Source organism: Sporosarcina sp. D27, assembly GCF_000586555.1.
Taxonomy (GTDB): domain Bacteria; phylum Bacillota; class Bacilli; order Bacillales_A; family Planococcaceae; genus Sporosarcina.
Genome location: NZ_AZUC01000046.1, coordinates 411,495 through 427,252, shown reverse-complemented (window position 1 = coordinate 427,252; position 15,758 = coordinate 411,495). Strand labels below are relative to the sequence as shown.

Annotated in this window: 14 protein-coding genes; 13 read left to right on the top strand and 1 reads right to left on the bottom strand. The window is 41.4% G+C overall.

Going from position 1 to position 15,758, the window contains the following annotated elements; translation table 11 throughout:
* Window positions 1–31 precede the first annotated feature (31 nt).
* From xseA to N693_RS0110365, 11 genes are all read left to right on the top strand, one after another.
* Window positions 32–1,384, top strand: coding sequence for an exodeoxyribonuclease VII large subunit (xseA, locus tag N693_RS0110420; protein ID WP_025784720.1), 1,353 nt, complete (start codon window positions 32–34; stop codon window positions 1,382–1,384).
* Window positions 1,384–1,626 carry an exodeoxyribonuclease VII small subunit gene (locus tag N693_RS0110415; protein WP_025784719.1) on the top strand — a complete coding sequence of 81 codons (243 nt, stop codon included), beginning with the start codon at window positions 1,384–1,386 and terminating at the stop codon, window positions 1,624–1,626. The genes xseA and N693_RS0110415 overlap by 1 nt, the downstream gene beginning before the upstream one ends.
* Window positions 1,619–2,503: a polyprenyl synthetase family protein gene (locus tag N693_RS0110410; RefSeq protein ID WP_025784718.1), complete on the top strand. Its 885-nt coding sequence runs from the start codon at window positions 1,619–1,621 to the stop codon at window positions 2,501–2,503. The genes N693_RS0110415 and N693_RS0110410 overlap by 8 nt, the downstream gene beginning before the upstream one ends.
* Before the next feature lie 97 nt (window positions 2,504–2,600).
* A complete protein-coding gene (gene dxs / locus N693_RS0110405) occupies window positions 2,601–4,499 on the top strand; it encodes a 1-deoxy-D-xylulose-5-phosphate synthase (RefSeq protein WP_025784717.1) in 1,899 nt (632 codons plus the stop codon).
* Window positions 4,496–5,317 (top strand): TlyA family RNA methyltransferase, encoded by an 822-nt coding sequence (locus N693_RS0110400; RefSeq protein ID WP_025784716.1) that lies wholly within the window; start codon window positions 4,496–4,498, stop codon window positions 5,315–5,317. The genes dxs and N693_RS0110400 overlap by 4 nt, the downstream gene beginning before the upstream one ends.
* A gap of 79 nt (window positions 5,318–5,396) precedes the next feature.
* Window positions 5,397–5,846: a transcriptional regulator AhrC/ArgR gene (gene ahrC / locus N693_RS0110395; protein ID WP_025784715.1), complete on the top strand. Its 450-nt coding sequence runs from the start codon at window positions 5,397–5,399 to the stop codon at window positions 5,844–5,846.
* 17 nt (window positions 5,847–5,863) lie between these two features.
* Window positions 5,864–7,558, top strand: coding sequence for a DNA repair protein RecN (gene recN, locus N693_RS0110390; protein WP_025784714.1), 1,695 nt, complete (start codon window positions 5,864–5,866; stop codon window positions 7,556–7,558).
* A 128-nt stretch (window positions 7,559–7,686) separates the two neighbouring features.
* Complete coding sequence (locus tag N693_RS0110385) at window positions 7,687–8,661, top strand: SpoIVB peptidase S55 domain-containing protein (protein ID WP_025784713.1); 975 nt, start codon at window positions 7,687–7,689, stop codon at window positions 8,659–8,661.
* Window positions 8,662–8,897: 236 nt separating this feature from the next.
* The gene (gene spo0A, locus N693_RS0110375) at window positions 8,898–9,692 is read left to right on the top strand and encodes a sporulation transcription factor Spo0A (RefSeq protein WP_025784712.1); all 795 of its coding nucleotides are present in this window, start codon (window positions 8,898–8,900) and stop codon (window positions 9,690–9,692) included.
* Window positions 9,693–10,005: 313 nt separating this feature from the next.
* Window positions 10,006–11,577, top strand: coding sequence for a DUF342 domain-containing protein (locus tag N693_RS0110370; RefSeq protein ID WP_172643584.1), 1,572 nt, complete (start codon window positions 10,006–10,008; stop codon window positions 11,575–11,577).
* Window positions 11,578–11,604: 27 nt separating this feature from the next.
* Entirely contained in the window at window positions 11,605–12,333 is a 729-nt protein-coding gene (locus tag N693_RS0110365) for a glycerophosphodiester phosphodiesterase family protein (RefSeq protein WP_025784710.1), read from the top strand.
* 146 nt (window positions 12,334–12,479) lie between these two features.
* Here the strand turns inward: N693_RS0110365 and N693_RS0110360 are convergent, their stop codons facing one another.
* On the bottom strand, window positions 12,480–12,710 hold the full coding sequence (locus tag N693_RS0110360; RefSeq protein WP_025784709.1) for a DUF2627 domain-containing protein: 231 nt from the start codon (window positions 12,708–12,710) through the stop codon (window positions 12,480–12,482).
* A gap of 125 nt (window positions 12,711–12,835) precedes the next feature.
* On the opposite strand from N693_RS0110360, the gene N693_RS0110355 reads away from it, so the two are divergent.
* Both N693_RS0110355 and N693_RS0110350 read left to right on the top strand, forming a co-directional pair.
* Window positions 12,836–14,824 (top strand): sigma-54-dependent Fis family transcriptional regulator, encoded by a 1,989-nt coding sequence (locus N693_RS0110355; RefSeq protein ID WP_025784708.1) that lies wholly within the window; start codon window positions 12,836–12,838, stop codon window positions 14,822–14,824.
* Between the two features lie 18 nt (window positions 14,825–14,842).
* Window positions 14,843–15,754, top strand: coding sequence for a bifunctional enoyl-CoA hydratase/phosphate acetyltransferase (locus tag N693_RS0110350; protein ID WP_025784707.1), 912 nt, complete (start codon window positions 14,843–14,845; stop codon window positions 15,752–15,754).
* Window positions 15,755–15,758: the final 4 nt, after the last annotated feature.

The window sequence follows — 15,758 nt, the reverse complement described above, 5'->3', positions numbered from 1 at the left end:
GACAGCTTTTTATACGCAGGAGGGGAATTCGTTGTCAGGTAATCCATACTTAACCGTACAAGCTGTAACTAAATACATTAAGCGGAAATTTGATGCCGATCCACACTTGCGGAATGTCTATATAAAAGGTGAATTGTCTAATGTGAAAATTCATCCAAGCGGACACATATACTTTACGTTGAAAGATGACAAAAGTAGAATTCAAGCAGCTATGTTTCGTGGTAATGCCTCTAGTCTGAAATTCAGACCAGAAAGTGGCATGAATGTACTGATTACAGGGGATATTAATGTATATGAAAGTAGTGGGCAATATCAGCTTTATGTACAATCCATGGAACCGGATGGTATCGGGGCTCTTTTTCTTGCCTTTGAGCAATTAAAAGAACAACTAGGCAAGGAAGGCTTGTTCGACGTTCGATGGAAGCAACCCTTACCGTGGATTCCTAAGAAGGTCGGCGTCATTACCGCTAAATCAGGTGCTGCGTTCCAAGACATCTGTTCTACGATAGCTCGTAGATTTCCTATGGCTGAGATTGTATTATTTCCCGCAGCTGTTCAAGGTAAACAAGCGGTACCCTCTATTGTCGAAGCGATAGAACAAGCGCAACTCCAAGGTGATATCGACGTCCTCATTGTTGGAAGAGGCGGTGGCTCCATAGAAGATTTATGGGCATTTAACGAAGAGGCAGTGGCTCGCGCAATTTTTTCTTGCCGAATCCCTACCATAAGCGCAGTCGGTCACGAAACAGATACAACGATAGCGGATTTTGTTGCAGATCATCGTGCGCCCACACCGACAGCGGCTGCAGAACTTGCAGTTCCCGCAAAGGAAGAATTAGCAGGACGCATTCTAGATCGCAAGCGAGTGATTTATCGTTTTCTTGCGACACGTCTTTCTCAAGAACAAAAAAGGTTGGATCGTTTGAAAAATGCGTATCCGTTTCTTTATCCGGAAAGATTATATCGACCATTTATTGAAAAACAGTCATCTCTTGAAGAACGTCTTTTGCGCAGTCACAGTGAATTGTTATATCGAAAATCTCAGCATGTCACTCAAGTAAGTGCTCGATTACAATACGTTTCACCAGTCGTCCAGCTACAGCAGCGCTTAAAAGATTCGGCGATTGCTGAAGAAAGGCTCCTTCGGGCAATGCGCCTATCCTTAGGTGGCAAACAAGATCGCTTCCTGACCTGTATTCGAATGTTGCAAGCCCTCAATCCACTAAACGTGATGGAGAGAGGTTTTACAATCGTATACAAACAAGGCGAACTAGTGAAGACTGTCGGAACCCTAGCACCTGGAGATTCTGTAGAGATCAACATGCAAGATGGTACTGCGATTGCTGAAGTCCGCTCGATTGAACCCCTTAAGGAGGAATCATGATGGAAACTGATTCAATGAAATTTGAAGAAGCGATGCTGGAATTGGAAAAGATTGTTCAACAACTTGAAACTGGAGATGTTCAACTAGAAGATTCCATCACATTATATAAAAAAGGGATGGAGCTTTCTACATTTTGTCAACAAAAACTGCAACATGCAGAGAAGCAACTCGTTACTATTGTAGACAAAAATGGAGAAACTACACCGTTGGATTCTTCGAAGGGAGAGGAACCAAGTGAGTGAGCAGCTGAATAGTTTTATGGATGAACAGTTACCGCTTTTACATACACACTTCACAGAACTTTTTAAAGGGAAGAATTATCCTGAAGTTTTGAATGAGGCGATGTCATATTCTGTACATGCAGGAGGAAAAAGAATCCGTCCTCTCCTAGTTCTTGCAGTGCTTAAAGATTTAAAATCAACCTCTGAAGATGCAGTGAGAGTAGCTGGTGCGATTGAACTGATACACACATATTCTTTAATCCATGATGATCTTCCATGTATGGATGACGATGATTTTAGAAGAGGAAATCCAACAAACCATGTTGTTTTTGGAGAAGCGGCAGCTGTATTAGCTGCAGATGCCTTGCAAACACTTGCATTTGAAGAGCTTTCATCACTGCAGCACACGGATTCAACAACAATGCTTGCCATTTTAAGAGCAGTGAGTATCGCATCAGGGGCAGCCGGAATGGTAGGTGGGCAGATTCTTGATATGCAAGGGGAAGGAAAACAACTTACCTTAACAGAGCTAGAAGAAATTCATGTCCATAAAACAGGGGCATTGCTTGCGTGCTGTGTTGAATCAGGAGCTCTTCTAGCTAATGTATCAGAAGCAAAAATGCAAAACCTTCGTACTTTTTCAAGTAATATTGGCTTAGCTTTTCAAATCAAAGATGACATTCTAGACGTCACTGCTTCCACTGAGCAACTTGGAAAGACGGCTAACAAGGATACAGCAAGTGATAAGAGTACATACCCGGCATTACTTGGGCTGGAAGGTGCTCAAGCAAAACTTGAACATCACCACAAACAAGCACTAGGTGCATTAGAGGAAATCGGTTTAGGGAGTTCTTTATTATCTCAAATTGCAGACTACATTATTAATCGAAATGCATAAAGTAAGGCGTCTAGATGGTACTGTTTGTTTGATTGTTGATATAATAAGGAAAACGAACGGAAACAGTAGTATTAACTTATGAAGGTGTGTGATAGAGATGGATCTTACAAAGATCAGCAGTCCATCGGATATTAAAAACTTTAACCATGAAGAGATGAAAGAACTCGCTTCAGACATTCGGAAGTTTCTCATAAACAAATGTTCTGTAACAGGTGGTCATATTGGACCTAATCTAGGTGTAGTGGAGTTGACAATCGCTCTTCACAAATTTTTTAATAGTCCACAGGACAAGTTCATTTGGGACGTTGGGCATCAAGCGTATGTTCACAAAATTTTAACCGGTCGAGCTGGTGATTTTGATACGCTACGTAAATACAAAGGGTTAAGCGGTTTCCCAAAAATGTTAGAAAGTGAACACGACGTCTGGGAAACAGGGCATAGTTCAACTTCGTTATCTGCAGCAATGGGGATGGCGGCAGCACGTGATATTAAAGGTGACGACAACTACGTTATTCCTATTATCGGTGACGGAGCCCTAACAGGCGGTATGGCGTTAGAAGCCCTTAACCATATCGGTAGTCAACAGACAAACATGATTGTTATTTTAAATGATAACGAAATGTCAATTGCCCCTAACGTAGGTGCACTCCATTCTGTACTAGGGAAGTTACGTACAGCTGGAAAATATAACAGCGTAAAAGACGATGTTGAAGAATTGATCAAACGTATCCCGGCAGTTGGCGGGAGAATGGCATCTTTAGCTGAACGTCTAAAAGATAGTCTTAAATATTTGGTTGTATCCGGTGTCTTCTTTGAAGAACTTGGGTTTACGTATTTAGGACCAATTGACGGCCATGATTTCAATGAATTGGAACGCAATCTTCTTTACGCTAAAAAAATGGAAGGACCTGTCCTTCTTCATGTTGTTACGAAAAAAGGAAAAGGCTATCATCCAGCTGAAAATGATAAAGTGGGCACGTGGCATGGAACTGGCCCTTATAAAATAGAGACAGGAGACTTTGTAAAATCTCCTGCTAAAGGACCATCATGGAGTGGCTTGGTTGCAGCAACGGTTGCAAGAATTGCACGGGACGATCGACGTGTTGCGACGATTACACCAGCGATGCCTGTCGGTTCAAAACTAGAAGCAATTTCAGCGGAATTCCCTGACCGTTTTTATGATGTTGGAATCGCAGAACAACATGCAGCGACAATGGCTGCAGGTATGGCGACACAAGGGATGAAACCGTTCTTGTCCATCTACTCTACGTTCCTTCAACGTGCATATGATCAGTTAGTCCATGATATTGCTCGTCAAAAGTTAAACGTTTTCATCGGTATTGATCGTGCAGGACTAGTTGGCGCTGATGGAGAAACTCACCAAGGTGTTTTTGACATCGCATTCTTACGTCACTTACCAAACATGGTCATTATGATGCCAAAAGATGAAAATGAAGGTCAGCATATGGTTAAAACTGCGTTGGAATATAACGATGGACCAATTGCTATGCGTTACCCAAGAGGAAATGGATTCGGTATTCCTATGGATGAAGAATTAAAAGTGTTACCAATTGGGAAATGGGAAAAGTTAACCGATGGACAAGATGCAACAATCTTAACATTCGGTACGACGATTCCCATGGCATACGAAGCTGCAGAACTATTGGCAGAGCGAGGAATTTCAGTTAGCATCGTCAATGCTCGTTTCATTAAACCATTAGACGAAGAGATGTTGGATGAGCTCTTTGCAGCTGGAAAACCAATTATTACTGTGGAAGAAGCAGTTCTTGCAGGAGGTTTCGGTAGCGCAGTTCTTGAATACGCTCACGATACCGGCGTCAGTGCCCCGATTTACAGAATGGGAATTCCTGACCAATTCATCGAGCATGGAGATGTCGATGCATTGCTTGCTGAGATCGGGATGACTCCTGGTGCACTTGCGGATTTGACGGCAGATGCAATTTCCGTGCTGGAACGGAAGAAGGAAATGCAATGAACAATACGGATCCTAAAGAACGGGTCGACGTCTTGCTCGTTCAACGTGGTTTGGTAGAAACGAGAGAACAGGCAAAGCGATCGATTATGGCAGGCATCGTGTATTCCAATGAAACACGTATGGATAAGCCAGGAGAAAAAATAAAATCCTCCTTACCGTTACAAGTAAAAGGATCAACGTTGAAATACGTGAGCCGTGGAGGATTGAAATTAGAAAAAGCCTTAGAGGAATTCGATGTTACGGTGGATGAACGGATAATGCTGGACATCGGTTCTTCGACAGGCGGATTTACGGATTGCGCTCTTCAGAATGGTGCACAACATTGCTATGCTTTAGATGTGGGGACAAATCAGCTTGCTTGGAAGATCCGCTCAGACGCTCGCGTTACGGTAATGGAGAAATGCAACTTCCGATATGCAACACCTGATATGTTTACTGAAGGATTACCTGATTTCGCGACAATTGACGTATCCTTCATTTCCTTAGGACTGATACTACCACCTTTGAAACAAATACTGATTCCTGGTGGTGATGTTTTAGCGCTAGTGAAACCTCAGTTTGAAGCTGGTAAGGAAAATGTTGGGAAAAAGGGAATCGTACGCGACGTCGCAGTGCATAAAGAAGTATTGCGGAAAGTAGCGGAGTTTGCTTCACAAGAAGGGTTTAGTTTACGGGATATGACGTATTCTCCAGTTACTGGAGGGGAAGGGAATATTGAATTCCTTTTCCATTTAGTTGCTGAAGATCAACCTACAACAAAGTTTGCAGACAAAGACTTTGCAGAATTAGTTAAGCGAGCCCATTCGGATTTAGCGTAACAGGAAAAGGGATTCATCTGGAAACAATGATGGAATCCCTTTCTTTTTTCTCACAAATGATGTGCAGGGAGTGATTGATATGAACAAAGGGCAGCGCCATCTTCGCATCCGCGAGATTATTACATCTCAAGCGATTGAAACGCAAGACCAGCTCGTAGATACATTAAAAAGTTCGGGTGTGGATGTGACGCAAGCAACCGTTTCCCGGGATATTAAAGAATTACACTTATTCAAAACACCATTGCCTGATGGACGTTACAAATATAGTTTACCCGCAAATCCACAATTCAATATAGAAGATAAGTTGCACCGAATGTTGACCGATGCTTTCATAAGTATCGATGGCGCAAGTCATTTTCTCATATTGAAAACGCTACCTGGTAACGCACATGCAGTCGGTTCACTCATCGATCATTTGGAATGGATCGAAATGCTTGGTACGATTTGTGGAGACGACACGTGTATGATTATTTGCCGTGACGAAGTAGGTGCAGGTTCGGTGAGAGATCGCTTACTTGCAATGCTGTAAGAAAGGGGGAGAATCCCTTGTTAAGTGAACTATCCATTAAGAATTTCGCGATTATAGAAGAGCTTGATGTTTCGTTTGAAGAGGGGCTTACCGTTCTGACAGGTGAAACAGGAGCAGGAAAGTCCATCATTATTGATGCCGTACAGCTTGTAGCAGGCGGGCGAGGTTCTGTTGAATTCATCCGTCATGGAACAAAAAAGGCGGAACTTGAAGCGATGTTTGCAATTACTGACTCCAATCATCCGGTTTTTCAGAAACTGAGTGAAGTAGGTATAGAAGCCGAAGAGGGCACCATTATTTTGCGCAGGGAGTTGAACCAAAGCGGTAAAACGACTTGTCGGGTGAATGGAAAGCTGGTTACGATTGCGATTCTACGTGAAATTGGAAGTCAGTTGATTGATATCCATGGTCAGCATGAGAATCAGGAATTGATGCACCAGAAGCGACATATCCATTTGTTGGACTCATTTGCTGGATCGCCATTTAAACGAGCGATGAAAAACTACATGGAATTATACGAAGACTATGTAAAGTTGCACAAAAAGTTAAGCCTTGCATCGGAAAACGAACAGCAAATTGCACAACGCATCGATTTGTATACGTTCCAGTTAACTGAAATCGATGAAGCCTCTCTCCAAATCGGTGAAGAAGAAACGCTGGAATCCGAACGAGTGAAGCTTCAGCATTTCCACCGTCTTTTTGACCGGTTAAACAGTGCATATGAAGCCATTCAAGGTGATTCGCACGCATTGGATTACCTAGGTACAGCAATGGGCGATTTAGAGGATGCTGCGTCAGTGGATGGAGACTTAAAATCACTTGCAGAAACAACTGGAGAAAGTTTTTATTCACTGCAAGATGTAGCCCATGACATTAAAGGCATGATTGATGAAATGGAATATGATCCGAATCGTTTAGAAGTTGTCGAAAATCGATTAGCTTTGTTTACAACTCTTAAACGTAAGTATGGCACTTCCATTGAAGAAATATTACTATACAGAGATAAAATTGCTGATCGATTAGATGAGCTAATTAACCGAGATGACCGTCTTGAAAAAGAACAAGAAAAATTGCAGCATTTAAGAGCAGACTTGGAAATCGAAGCAGGAGAACTTTCTGCTATTCGAAAAGAATCCTCTTCAATGCTGGAAGAAGCAATTATGGAACAACTTCGTCAACTACATATGGGGAAGGCCGAATTCCAAGTCAAAATCGATCGGAAAGAAGCTGGCTCTTTCGATTATAATGGGTTCGATGATGTCGCATTTTATATATCGACCAATGTCGGTGAACCCATGAAGCCTCTTGTCAAAGTCGCTTCTGGTGGTGAGTTATCACGTGTAATGCTCGCGTTAAAAACAATTTTTTCCAAACACCAAGGGATTACATCGATCATCTTTGACGAAGTCGATACGGGCGTGAGTGGTCGTGTCGCACAAGCGATTGCAGAAAAAATTGCAATGGTTGCCATGAATTCACAAGTTTTATGTATTTCCCATCTTCCTCAAGTAGCTGCAATGGCTGATCATCATTACCTCATCCACAAAGAGGTGACAGATGAACGTACACGGACCTCAATTCAAGATGTATTGGATGAAGATCGCACAAGGGAATTGTCGCGAATGTTATCAGGTGCTGAAGTGACGCCATTAACGTTGCGTCATGCTGACGAGTTATTGCAGCTTGCTGAAGCACGTAAAAGCATATTGTAAAAATCAAAGGAATGTCGGGTGTTGATACCGATATTCTTTTTCAATTCCACCTTTGCATGTTTTACCCTTTCATAACAACCTTCATAACGCACACTCTATAGGTAATCTAAAATTGAAGGAGGTGACTTATGGAATGGAGTAGACAGCTGAAATTTTTCATGGCGTCTGTTGTGATGATTATAGGTATGTCCTGTAGTTCTATCGTTGCGCTTGCGACAAGCAGCTCTTTAATTCCAATGGGGAATTCAATTGGAATTCAACTGGAGCTAGCTGGTGTCTTTGTGACAAGCGATGTGCCGCTAAGTAAAAAGAATAACTCGCTAAAAGCTGGGGATCAGCTAATGAGCATCGACGGGACGTCTATTAAATCCCTGAAGAATCTCAATGAAAAAGTTGGAGTAATTGAGGATGAATCAGTTTTAAAACTGATTCTCAAACGTGATGAAAGTGACGTTACAGTAGAAGCAGACGGATTGTCATTCAAGCGAGCACTCCCATTTTTAAAGGACACAACAGAAGGAACCGGGACACTAACATATGTCGATCTCAACGATGGAACGTATGGAGCGCTCGGACACCAAATCATCGACAGTTCTCTGAACAGTGCACCTAATTTCGATAGTGGCTCCATTTACTTGTCGGAAATCGAACAAATCAAGAAAAGTTCCCCAGGAAATCCCGGTTATAAGATTTCTTCAATCATCAATCAGGAAAAAACGCTCGGTTCAATTTTAACCAATAGTGTTTATGGAATCTTTGGCGATTGGAATACTTCTTATAAGGAAGTCTTGACGGAACCATTGGAAGTTATGCAACCAACAGAGTTAACTGTTGGAAAGGCTGAAATATTGACGACGATTCAAGGGACTGAAGTCGAATCGTTTGAAATTGAAATCTCGAAGCTGTCAAACGATTCATTTCAATTTAAACTGACAGATAAGCGTCTCCTAGAAAAAACAGGGGGCATTTTACAAGGGATGAGCGGTAGTCCTGTCATCCAAAAAGGAAAATTTGTCGGCGCAGTCACCCATATGTTCGTAGATGAGCCTGAAAAAGGAGCCGGTCTATTCCTCGGAAAAATGACAGAAGTAGGTGCGAAGTAAACATAAAACGGCCAACTCTTTTTTAGAGTTGGCCGTTTTATGTTAAATTTATGTTAAATAAAAGTGTTAAAAATTAAAGAATTCTGTCGAAATAAAGAGAAACCGTACGCCAATGGATTCATTTTATATTTCAATAAAGGAAATGCAGAACCTTTGTCGAAAATTTTATCAAGCAAGGAATCGACAGGGAATTGCAGCAACAGACTTGCTGCGTGTCAATCAAGGGGGAATTGAGAATGGGAAAAATTAAAATTGCAATAGCTGATGATAACAAAGAGCTTGTGAAAACAATGACTGCTTATTTTGAGAAGCATCCTGAAATAGATGTGTTATGGACAGCTCAAAATGGAAAGCAGTGTTTACAAAATTTACAACAATCCGTCCCCGACGTGTTACTGCTGGACATCATTATGCCATATTTGGATGGTATTGCGGTACTGGAGCAAATACGTACTAACGATGAGACTGCCGATTTAAAAATTATAATGTTGACTGCCTTTGGACAAGAAGACGTTATGACACAAGCCGCTGGATTAGGGGCATCCTACTTCATGTTAAAGCCGTTTGAATTTGAGCAGCTCGTTAACCAGATTTTCCAAGCCGCAAGTGTCCAGAAACCTTCCCGTGAGCAACAACCAGCACAACAAGCTGTCAAAGCCGAAGAGGGCGTTTCCCAAAAAGTACTGGATACAGCTATTACGACAACCATTAAGGAAATTGGAGTTCCAGCTCATATTAAAGGCTATTCATACCTTCGAGAAGCAATCCAAATGGTTTACAATGATAACGATCTACTCGGGGCTGTGACGAAAATTTTGTACCCTGAAATTGCGGAAAAGTATAAAACGACTCCTTCTAGGGTTGAGCGAGCTATTCGTCATGCGATTGAAGTTGCATGGAATCGTGGGAATTATGAAGTTATCTCAAAAACGTTTGGTTATACGGTACATCATTTAAAGAGTAAACCTACAAATTCCGAATTCATCGCCATGATTGCTGACAAAATCCGTTTGGAACATATGGCGAGCTGACTACCCTTACTGTTACATGTAGGTATTAGCAAACAAATCTAAGAAAAGTACAAAGGCAGGAGAACGTGAACCTGCCTTTTCGTGTGCCCATTATTCCTAGTCAGTCTATTGAATCAATACGAAGTAATTTTACCTATTCTGAATTTAGAAGATGGAAAGCATCCCAATTTACTTTTTTTCTAATAGACAAGCCGATGGAAACTGTGTGAAAAGATGCAAAACTTTATTGTTCCTTGAAACGCGAAAGGACTAAGTATAGACGAAACGCCTATTTCTTATAATGGTTAAAGATTTATAATGGATGAAGGGAGAGGTGAACAAAGTGTTATACGAAAACGATTTCATCGAACTGACACGAAATGAAAACACGATATCTATGCGTACTAAAAAGAGCGGTTTTCCCATTAAATCTTTTGATAAGATCACACAAAAATTGCCCAGATTAAAAATTACATCCTTTCCAGAACTGCGTCGAGCACTTTCTATTGAAGGGAACGAGGGTGAAATCGCTAGTTACGCTCCTGTAATAGAAATTATTGTTTCTTCCGACAAAATGAAAGCAGAAGCTGAGATTTATTTGACCGCAGATGAAATTGAGGAAAAAAGAAATGAGCTTCCCTCGCTAGTAGCTGAGGCTTTAAAGAGCAAAGGTATTCAGCTAGGTCAATATAATGTAAATTGGAATGAAGTTAAGGCGAGACAGACCATTGTTGTAGCTGAAGGGAAATCTCCTGTAAAAGGGGATGATGCACGTATTACATACATAGAGGTTCCAGAAAGACGACCAGTTATACGCGCAGATGGCTCTGCGGATTATTACGAGATGAATTTTGTGACTCCCATTAAAAAAGGGGACTGGCTTGGGGAAAAAACCCCGGCTCAAGAAGGAACAGCAGGAATGGACGTCTTTGGAAATGAGATGGTGAGCAAGAAAGGACTGGACAACAAGCTCTACTACGACAGGAAGTCTGTCGAAGAAGTAGATGAAAATGGAAAAAAAGTACTTCGAGCTATCCATGGCGGAGTTTTGCAATTTGAAAATGGGGTCGTTGGTATCGGCCAACAACTCGTCATTGATGGGGATGTTGGTCCCGAAACTGGCTCCATAACTTTTGACGGAACTGTTGTCATTTCTGGTACTGTACTTGCAGGGTACAGTGTAAATGCTACAGGAGATATTTCAATTGGAGCAAAAGAAGGGGTAACAAATGCAAAAGAAGTGAGATCTGAACAAGCTGATGTCTATATTAAAGGTGGTGTATTTGGCGGAGGTACAACTCTCATTGAAGCGAAAGGAAGTATCTTCATTAAACATGCTAATGAGTGTAGTCTTTTTGCAAATACCGTACATGTCGGACTCTATTTACTTGGGTCCGAAGTAATCGCGGATTATGTTTATGTAGATCGTCATAAAGGAAAAATCATTGGTGGAGCAATCGAAGGCAAGTATCGTATTGAGTGCGCAACAGCTGGAAATCGTCATGAACGTTCGACTGTGTTGCACGCAAAAGGAATCGATAAAGAAGTACTCCAAATTGAAATTCAAAGGATGGCCCAGTCGATTAAAGACATGCAAAAACAAATCGTTAAATTAGAGTCGCATATTGAACCATTAGAAAAAGTTGTTTCAACGCTAGTAGGGCCACAACGTGAAGCATATGATAAGATACAAGATACCCTTACAACAAGCCGTGAAGAGATTTTTGTGCTCGATCAAGCGATCCAATCGAATTTACAAATTATGAAATCCGCGATTCCTCCACAAATCGAAATTACACACGAAGCAAATCCTGGAGTATGTATTCATATTGGATCTAAGACTTCTATTATCGAATCCCCTACAAAAGGTGTTTTTGAATTGATTGATGGGGTATTAAACATCTAAGTCAAATATAGTCCAGGAGGCTGCTATATGTCTGTAGAAAACAAGGTAGAGAAACGTCGAGAAATTTATGCACATCGAGGTGCCTCAGGAAAATACTTTGAAAATACTATGAAGGCATTTTATGGAGCTGTCGAAGAAGGAGCAGATGGTATTGAATTAGATGTCCAATTGTCAAAAGATGGCGTCTTTTTCGTCATCCATGATTCTGATCTCTATCGTTTGTCAGGTATTCGTAAGACGATTTCGGAAATGGATGCAGCTGAAATTCAACAAATTCGTATTGGAAAGCGGTTTTTGAGAGGAGTAAAAGGCAGTTCGATTCCTACTCTTTCCTCAGTGATTTCATTTGCAGCGTTGGAGTCTATTGGGCTAAATATTGAACTCAAAGAGACTGTTTCGGATCATCCAGAATGTCTTTCCTCTTTACTAGACCAAATCTCAGTACTTGATGAAGTTTACATATCCTCATTCGATTATAATTTGGTTGAGAAAGTGAAGCAATTAAACCCGGATATGGAAGCAGGATTATTACTTAAAAAATCAATGCTGACAGATCACCAACTATCAGACTATCCTGCAGCAGATGCATTTCACTTTCACAAAAGAATGATGAAAGAACCTTACCTTAGTCAATGGCAACAAACAAAAAAAACGATAAGGGTATATGGAGTGGACGGAAGCGAACCCTTTGTTAATAGTCCTCCAGACTTTATATATGGATGGATTACAGACTATCCGGAACGTTTTACCAAGTAATTACTGTTGCTATTTGTCCTGGTGATGTTTTCTAGAGTAGAAGTGAAAAGTCCATGTACAGCAGTTGTTTTTGACTGGCAATAAACACGATGAATAAGTACGTATTAAAAATAGGAGACCTGGCAATTAAGCCAAGTCTCCTATTTTTATTTCTTCTTTTTTTGTATTCTACCTGTTCGCTGATCTCTTCGAAACAAAAATCCAGCGAAAAATCCGATGCTTACTGCGAGTAAAACGAACCCTGCAATAAATTGCATCCATATGTATGGGAACGGACTAAATAAGATACCGAACAATGCATCACGCATTAACTTTATGCCAAGAGCGGCGGCAATACCTGGTATTACGAGCACTATGAACGCAGCCAAACGAGCCATACGAACCCCTCCAATCCTTATTAATTTTACCTGCTGTCGAAAGATTGTCAAGACGCGAAGGATAATGTATGATAAAATTGGAAATGCAAAAGATTGCACAAAGGTGAGAGGGGGATTGAACATCTTTGCAAAACATTTTAATAATTGATGCTGACCAAGAAAGCATCTGTGTTTTACAACATATTGAGCAAATCGAAACTTACCAAATCATCGGTATTGTTGACCGTACAGAGAACGGTGATAGCAATAAGTTTGCGAGTCAGAACGGAATCCCTCATGGACCTGATCCGGAAAGTTTTCTTTCGGGAAATGTGCAGCTAATTCTAGACTTTTCAGGGGATTCCCCATTCAATTACAATCAAAAATATCCACAAATTACAGTGATACCGAAATTTATTAGTCAACTTATAGTGAAGATTTTGGCTAATCACCATTCAGAATTGAAGTTATTACAATCAGATATGATGGTATACAAATCCATTTTCAACTCAGTTGGTGAAGGCATGATAGGAATTGACAAAATGGGTAACATAAACCTATTTAATGATAGCGCTTCCAAAATGCTTGATTTTTCGGCCGAAGATGTAATCGGAAAACCGATTTTATCGATAATCCCAGATTCAGGTTTGCCGGACATTCTCCAAACGGGTCAACCTGACTTCAATGTTGAACTTCAACTGACCAACGGATTGGATATTTTGAGTTCCAGATATCCTATCGTAATGCCAGACGGAACGATAACAGGAGCGTTTGCTGTTTTTAAAGATGTAACAGGAGTAATCCGCACCGCAGAAGAAATTACAGACTTGAAGCGTGTTAAAACAATGCTTGAGGCCATTATCCATTCAAGTGATGATGCAATATCCGTTGTCGATTCAGATGGCTTAGGAATCTTAGTCAATCCAGCTTACACACGTTTAACGGGTTTAACAGAGAGAGAAGTAATTGGGCAACCGGCAACTGTCGACATTAGTTCAGGCGAAAGTATTCACATGAGAGTCCTTGAGACAAAAGCACCCTCACGTGGTGTTAATATGCAAATCGGTGAAAATAATCGAGATGTGATTGTAAATGTTGCACCGATAATTGTTGACCAGGAAGTGAAGGGCAGTGTCGGTGTCATTCACGATATTACTGAAATACGCAGTCTTATGAAACAACTTGACCATGCAAAAGCGATGATCCGTGAGTTAGAATCGACGTATACGTTTGATGATATTATAGGAACCAATGAGGACCTGCTGATTGCAGTAAGTCAAGCAAAAATTGCCGCAGGATCGGAAATCCCAGTGATGCTTCGAGGGGAACCTGGGAGCGGAAAAGAACTTTTTGCTCATGCCATTCATACAGGAAGCAGAAGAAATGATGGAGAGTTCATCAGGGTCTCATGTGCGTCATTAGATGTAGAAGCAATTGATGCCGCACTGATGCACACAGAAATTCAGCATGACAAAAGTTCAGGAACGCTGTTTTTGGACGAAATTACTGAATTGAAACCAGATGTACAGAAAAAACTCTTAGAATACATAGGTTCTGGCCGTATAACGGCAGCGGGGCAACCTATTCAACTGTCAGTGCGAATTATTACGTCTTCTGCAGCCAACCTCGAACGCGCTGTTCACGAGGGAGTTCTTTGCGAAGACTTGTACTATCAACTCACCCGCATGTCTATCCGGATTCCTCCGTTGCGAACTAGGACAAATGATATTGAGCTTTTGACAGATGTTCTCCTCGCGATGCTGAATCAGGAATTCGGGATGACCATTCAGCATGTGACGCTTAAGGCGATGCAACGACTTCAGTCTTATGAGTGGCCAGGAAATGTCCGTGAACTGGAAAACGTGTTAAGTAGAGCGATGATATTAACAGAATCAGGTTCTACAAAGCTCGATGAAGCGGACATTGTACGAGCATTGTCTTCACGTAGTGAACAGCAAACAGATTCTGGAATTCCAGAAAAGCGGACGCTTGCTTCGCTGATGGAAGATCATGAAAAGGTATTGCTGGAGACCTCGTTGAAGGAAAATAACGGTCAAAAAGTTTTGACAGCTGATCGACTTGGTATTTCACTTCGATCGTTGTACTACAAATTAGAAAAATACAAATTGATTTAACGAAAGTGAGGTGACGGGATGGAAAAACTTTCAGAAATTGTACAACAAGCAGCTGCATTATCGGACAGACCGTGTACCGCTGTTGCTTGTGCGGCAGATGCGGATGTACTGAAGTCTGTTGAACTTGCAGTTTCGCGAGGTCTAGCAACTTTCAAACTCTATGCCGATAAAAAGCAATTACTTGAAATCATTCAATCGAAGTATCCTCAGCTCGCCAATCATCCTGATATCGAAATGATTGATAGTGAAGGAATGCAGCATGCAGCTCAATTAGCAGTCGATGCGGTATCTGCAGGGAAAGCCCAAGTACTTATGAAAGGGAATCTCCCAACTGCAGCATTGATGAAGGTTGCACTACGAAAGGAAGCGGGTTTGCGAACTGGGAACGTGCTTTCTCACGTAGCTGCATTTGAAATTCCAGGCTTCAACAAGCTTTACTTCGTTACCGATTCTGCGATGAGCATTACACCAGATCTACAGGTGAAAGCACAAATTATCCAAAATGCGGTATCTGTTGCTAGATCTTGCGGTATAGAAGTACCAGTTGTTGTGCCGCTTGCTGCGGTTGAGTCTGTAAACCCGGCGATGCAAGCAACACTGGATGCAGCTTCCTTGACGATGATGAATCAGCGAGGACAGTTGAAAAATTGTATTGTTGAAGGCCCTATGGCATTGGATAATGCGATTTCACCAGAAGCCGCTCAACATAAGGGGCTATCTGGTCCAGCAGCAGGGAAAGCGGATATTTTAGTTGCACCCAACTTGGAAGCTGGTAACATTCTCTACAAATCGTTAACCTACTTTGCTCGTGCGAAAGTAGGCGGAATCATCCAAGGGGCGTCCGCTCCAATCGTTGTCACGTCACGTGCGGACAATGCTGAAACGAAACTTCATTCACTAGCACTTGCATTATTAGTAAGTAAAAACTGATTGA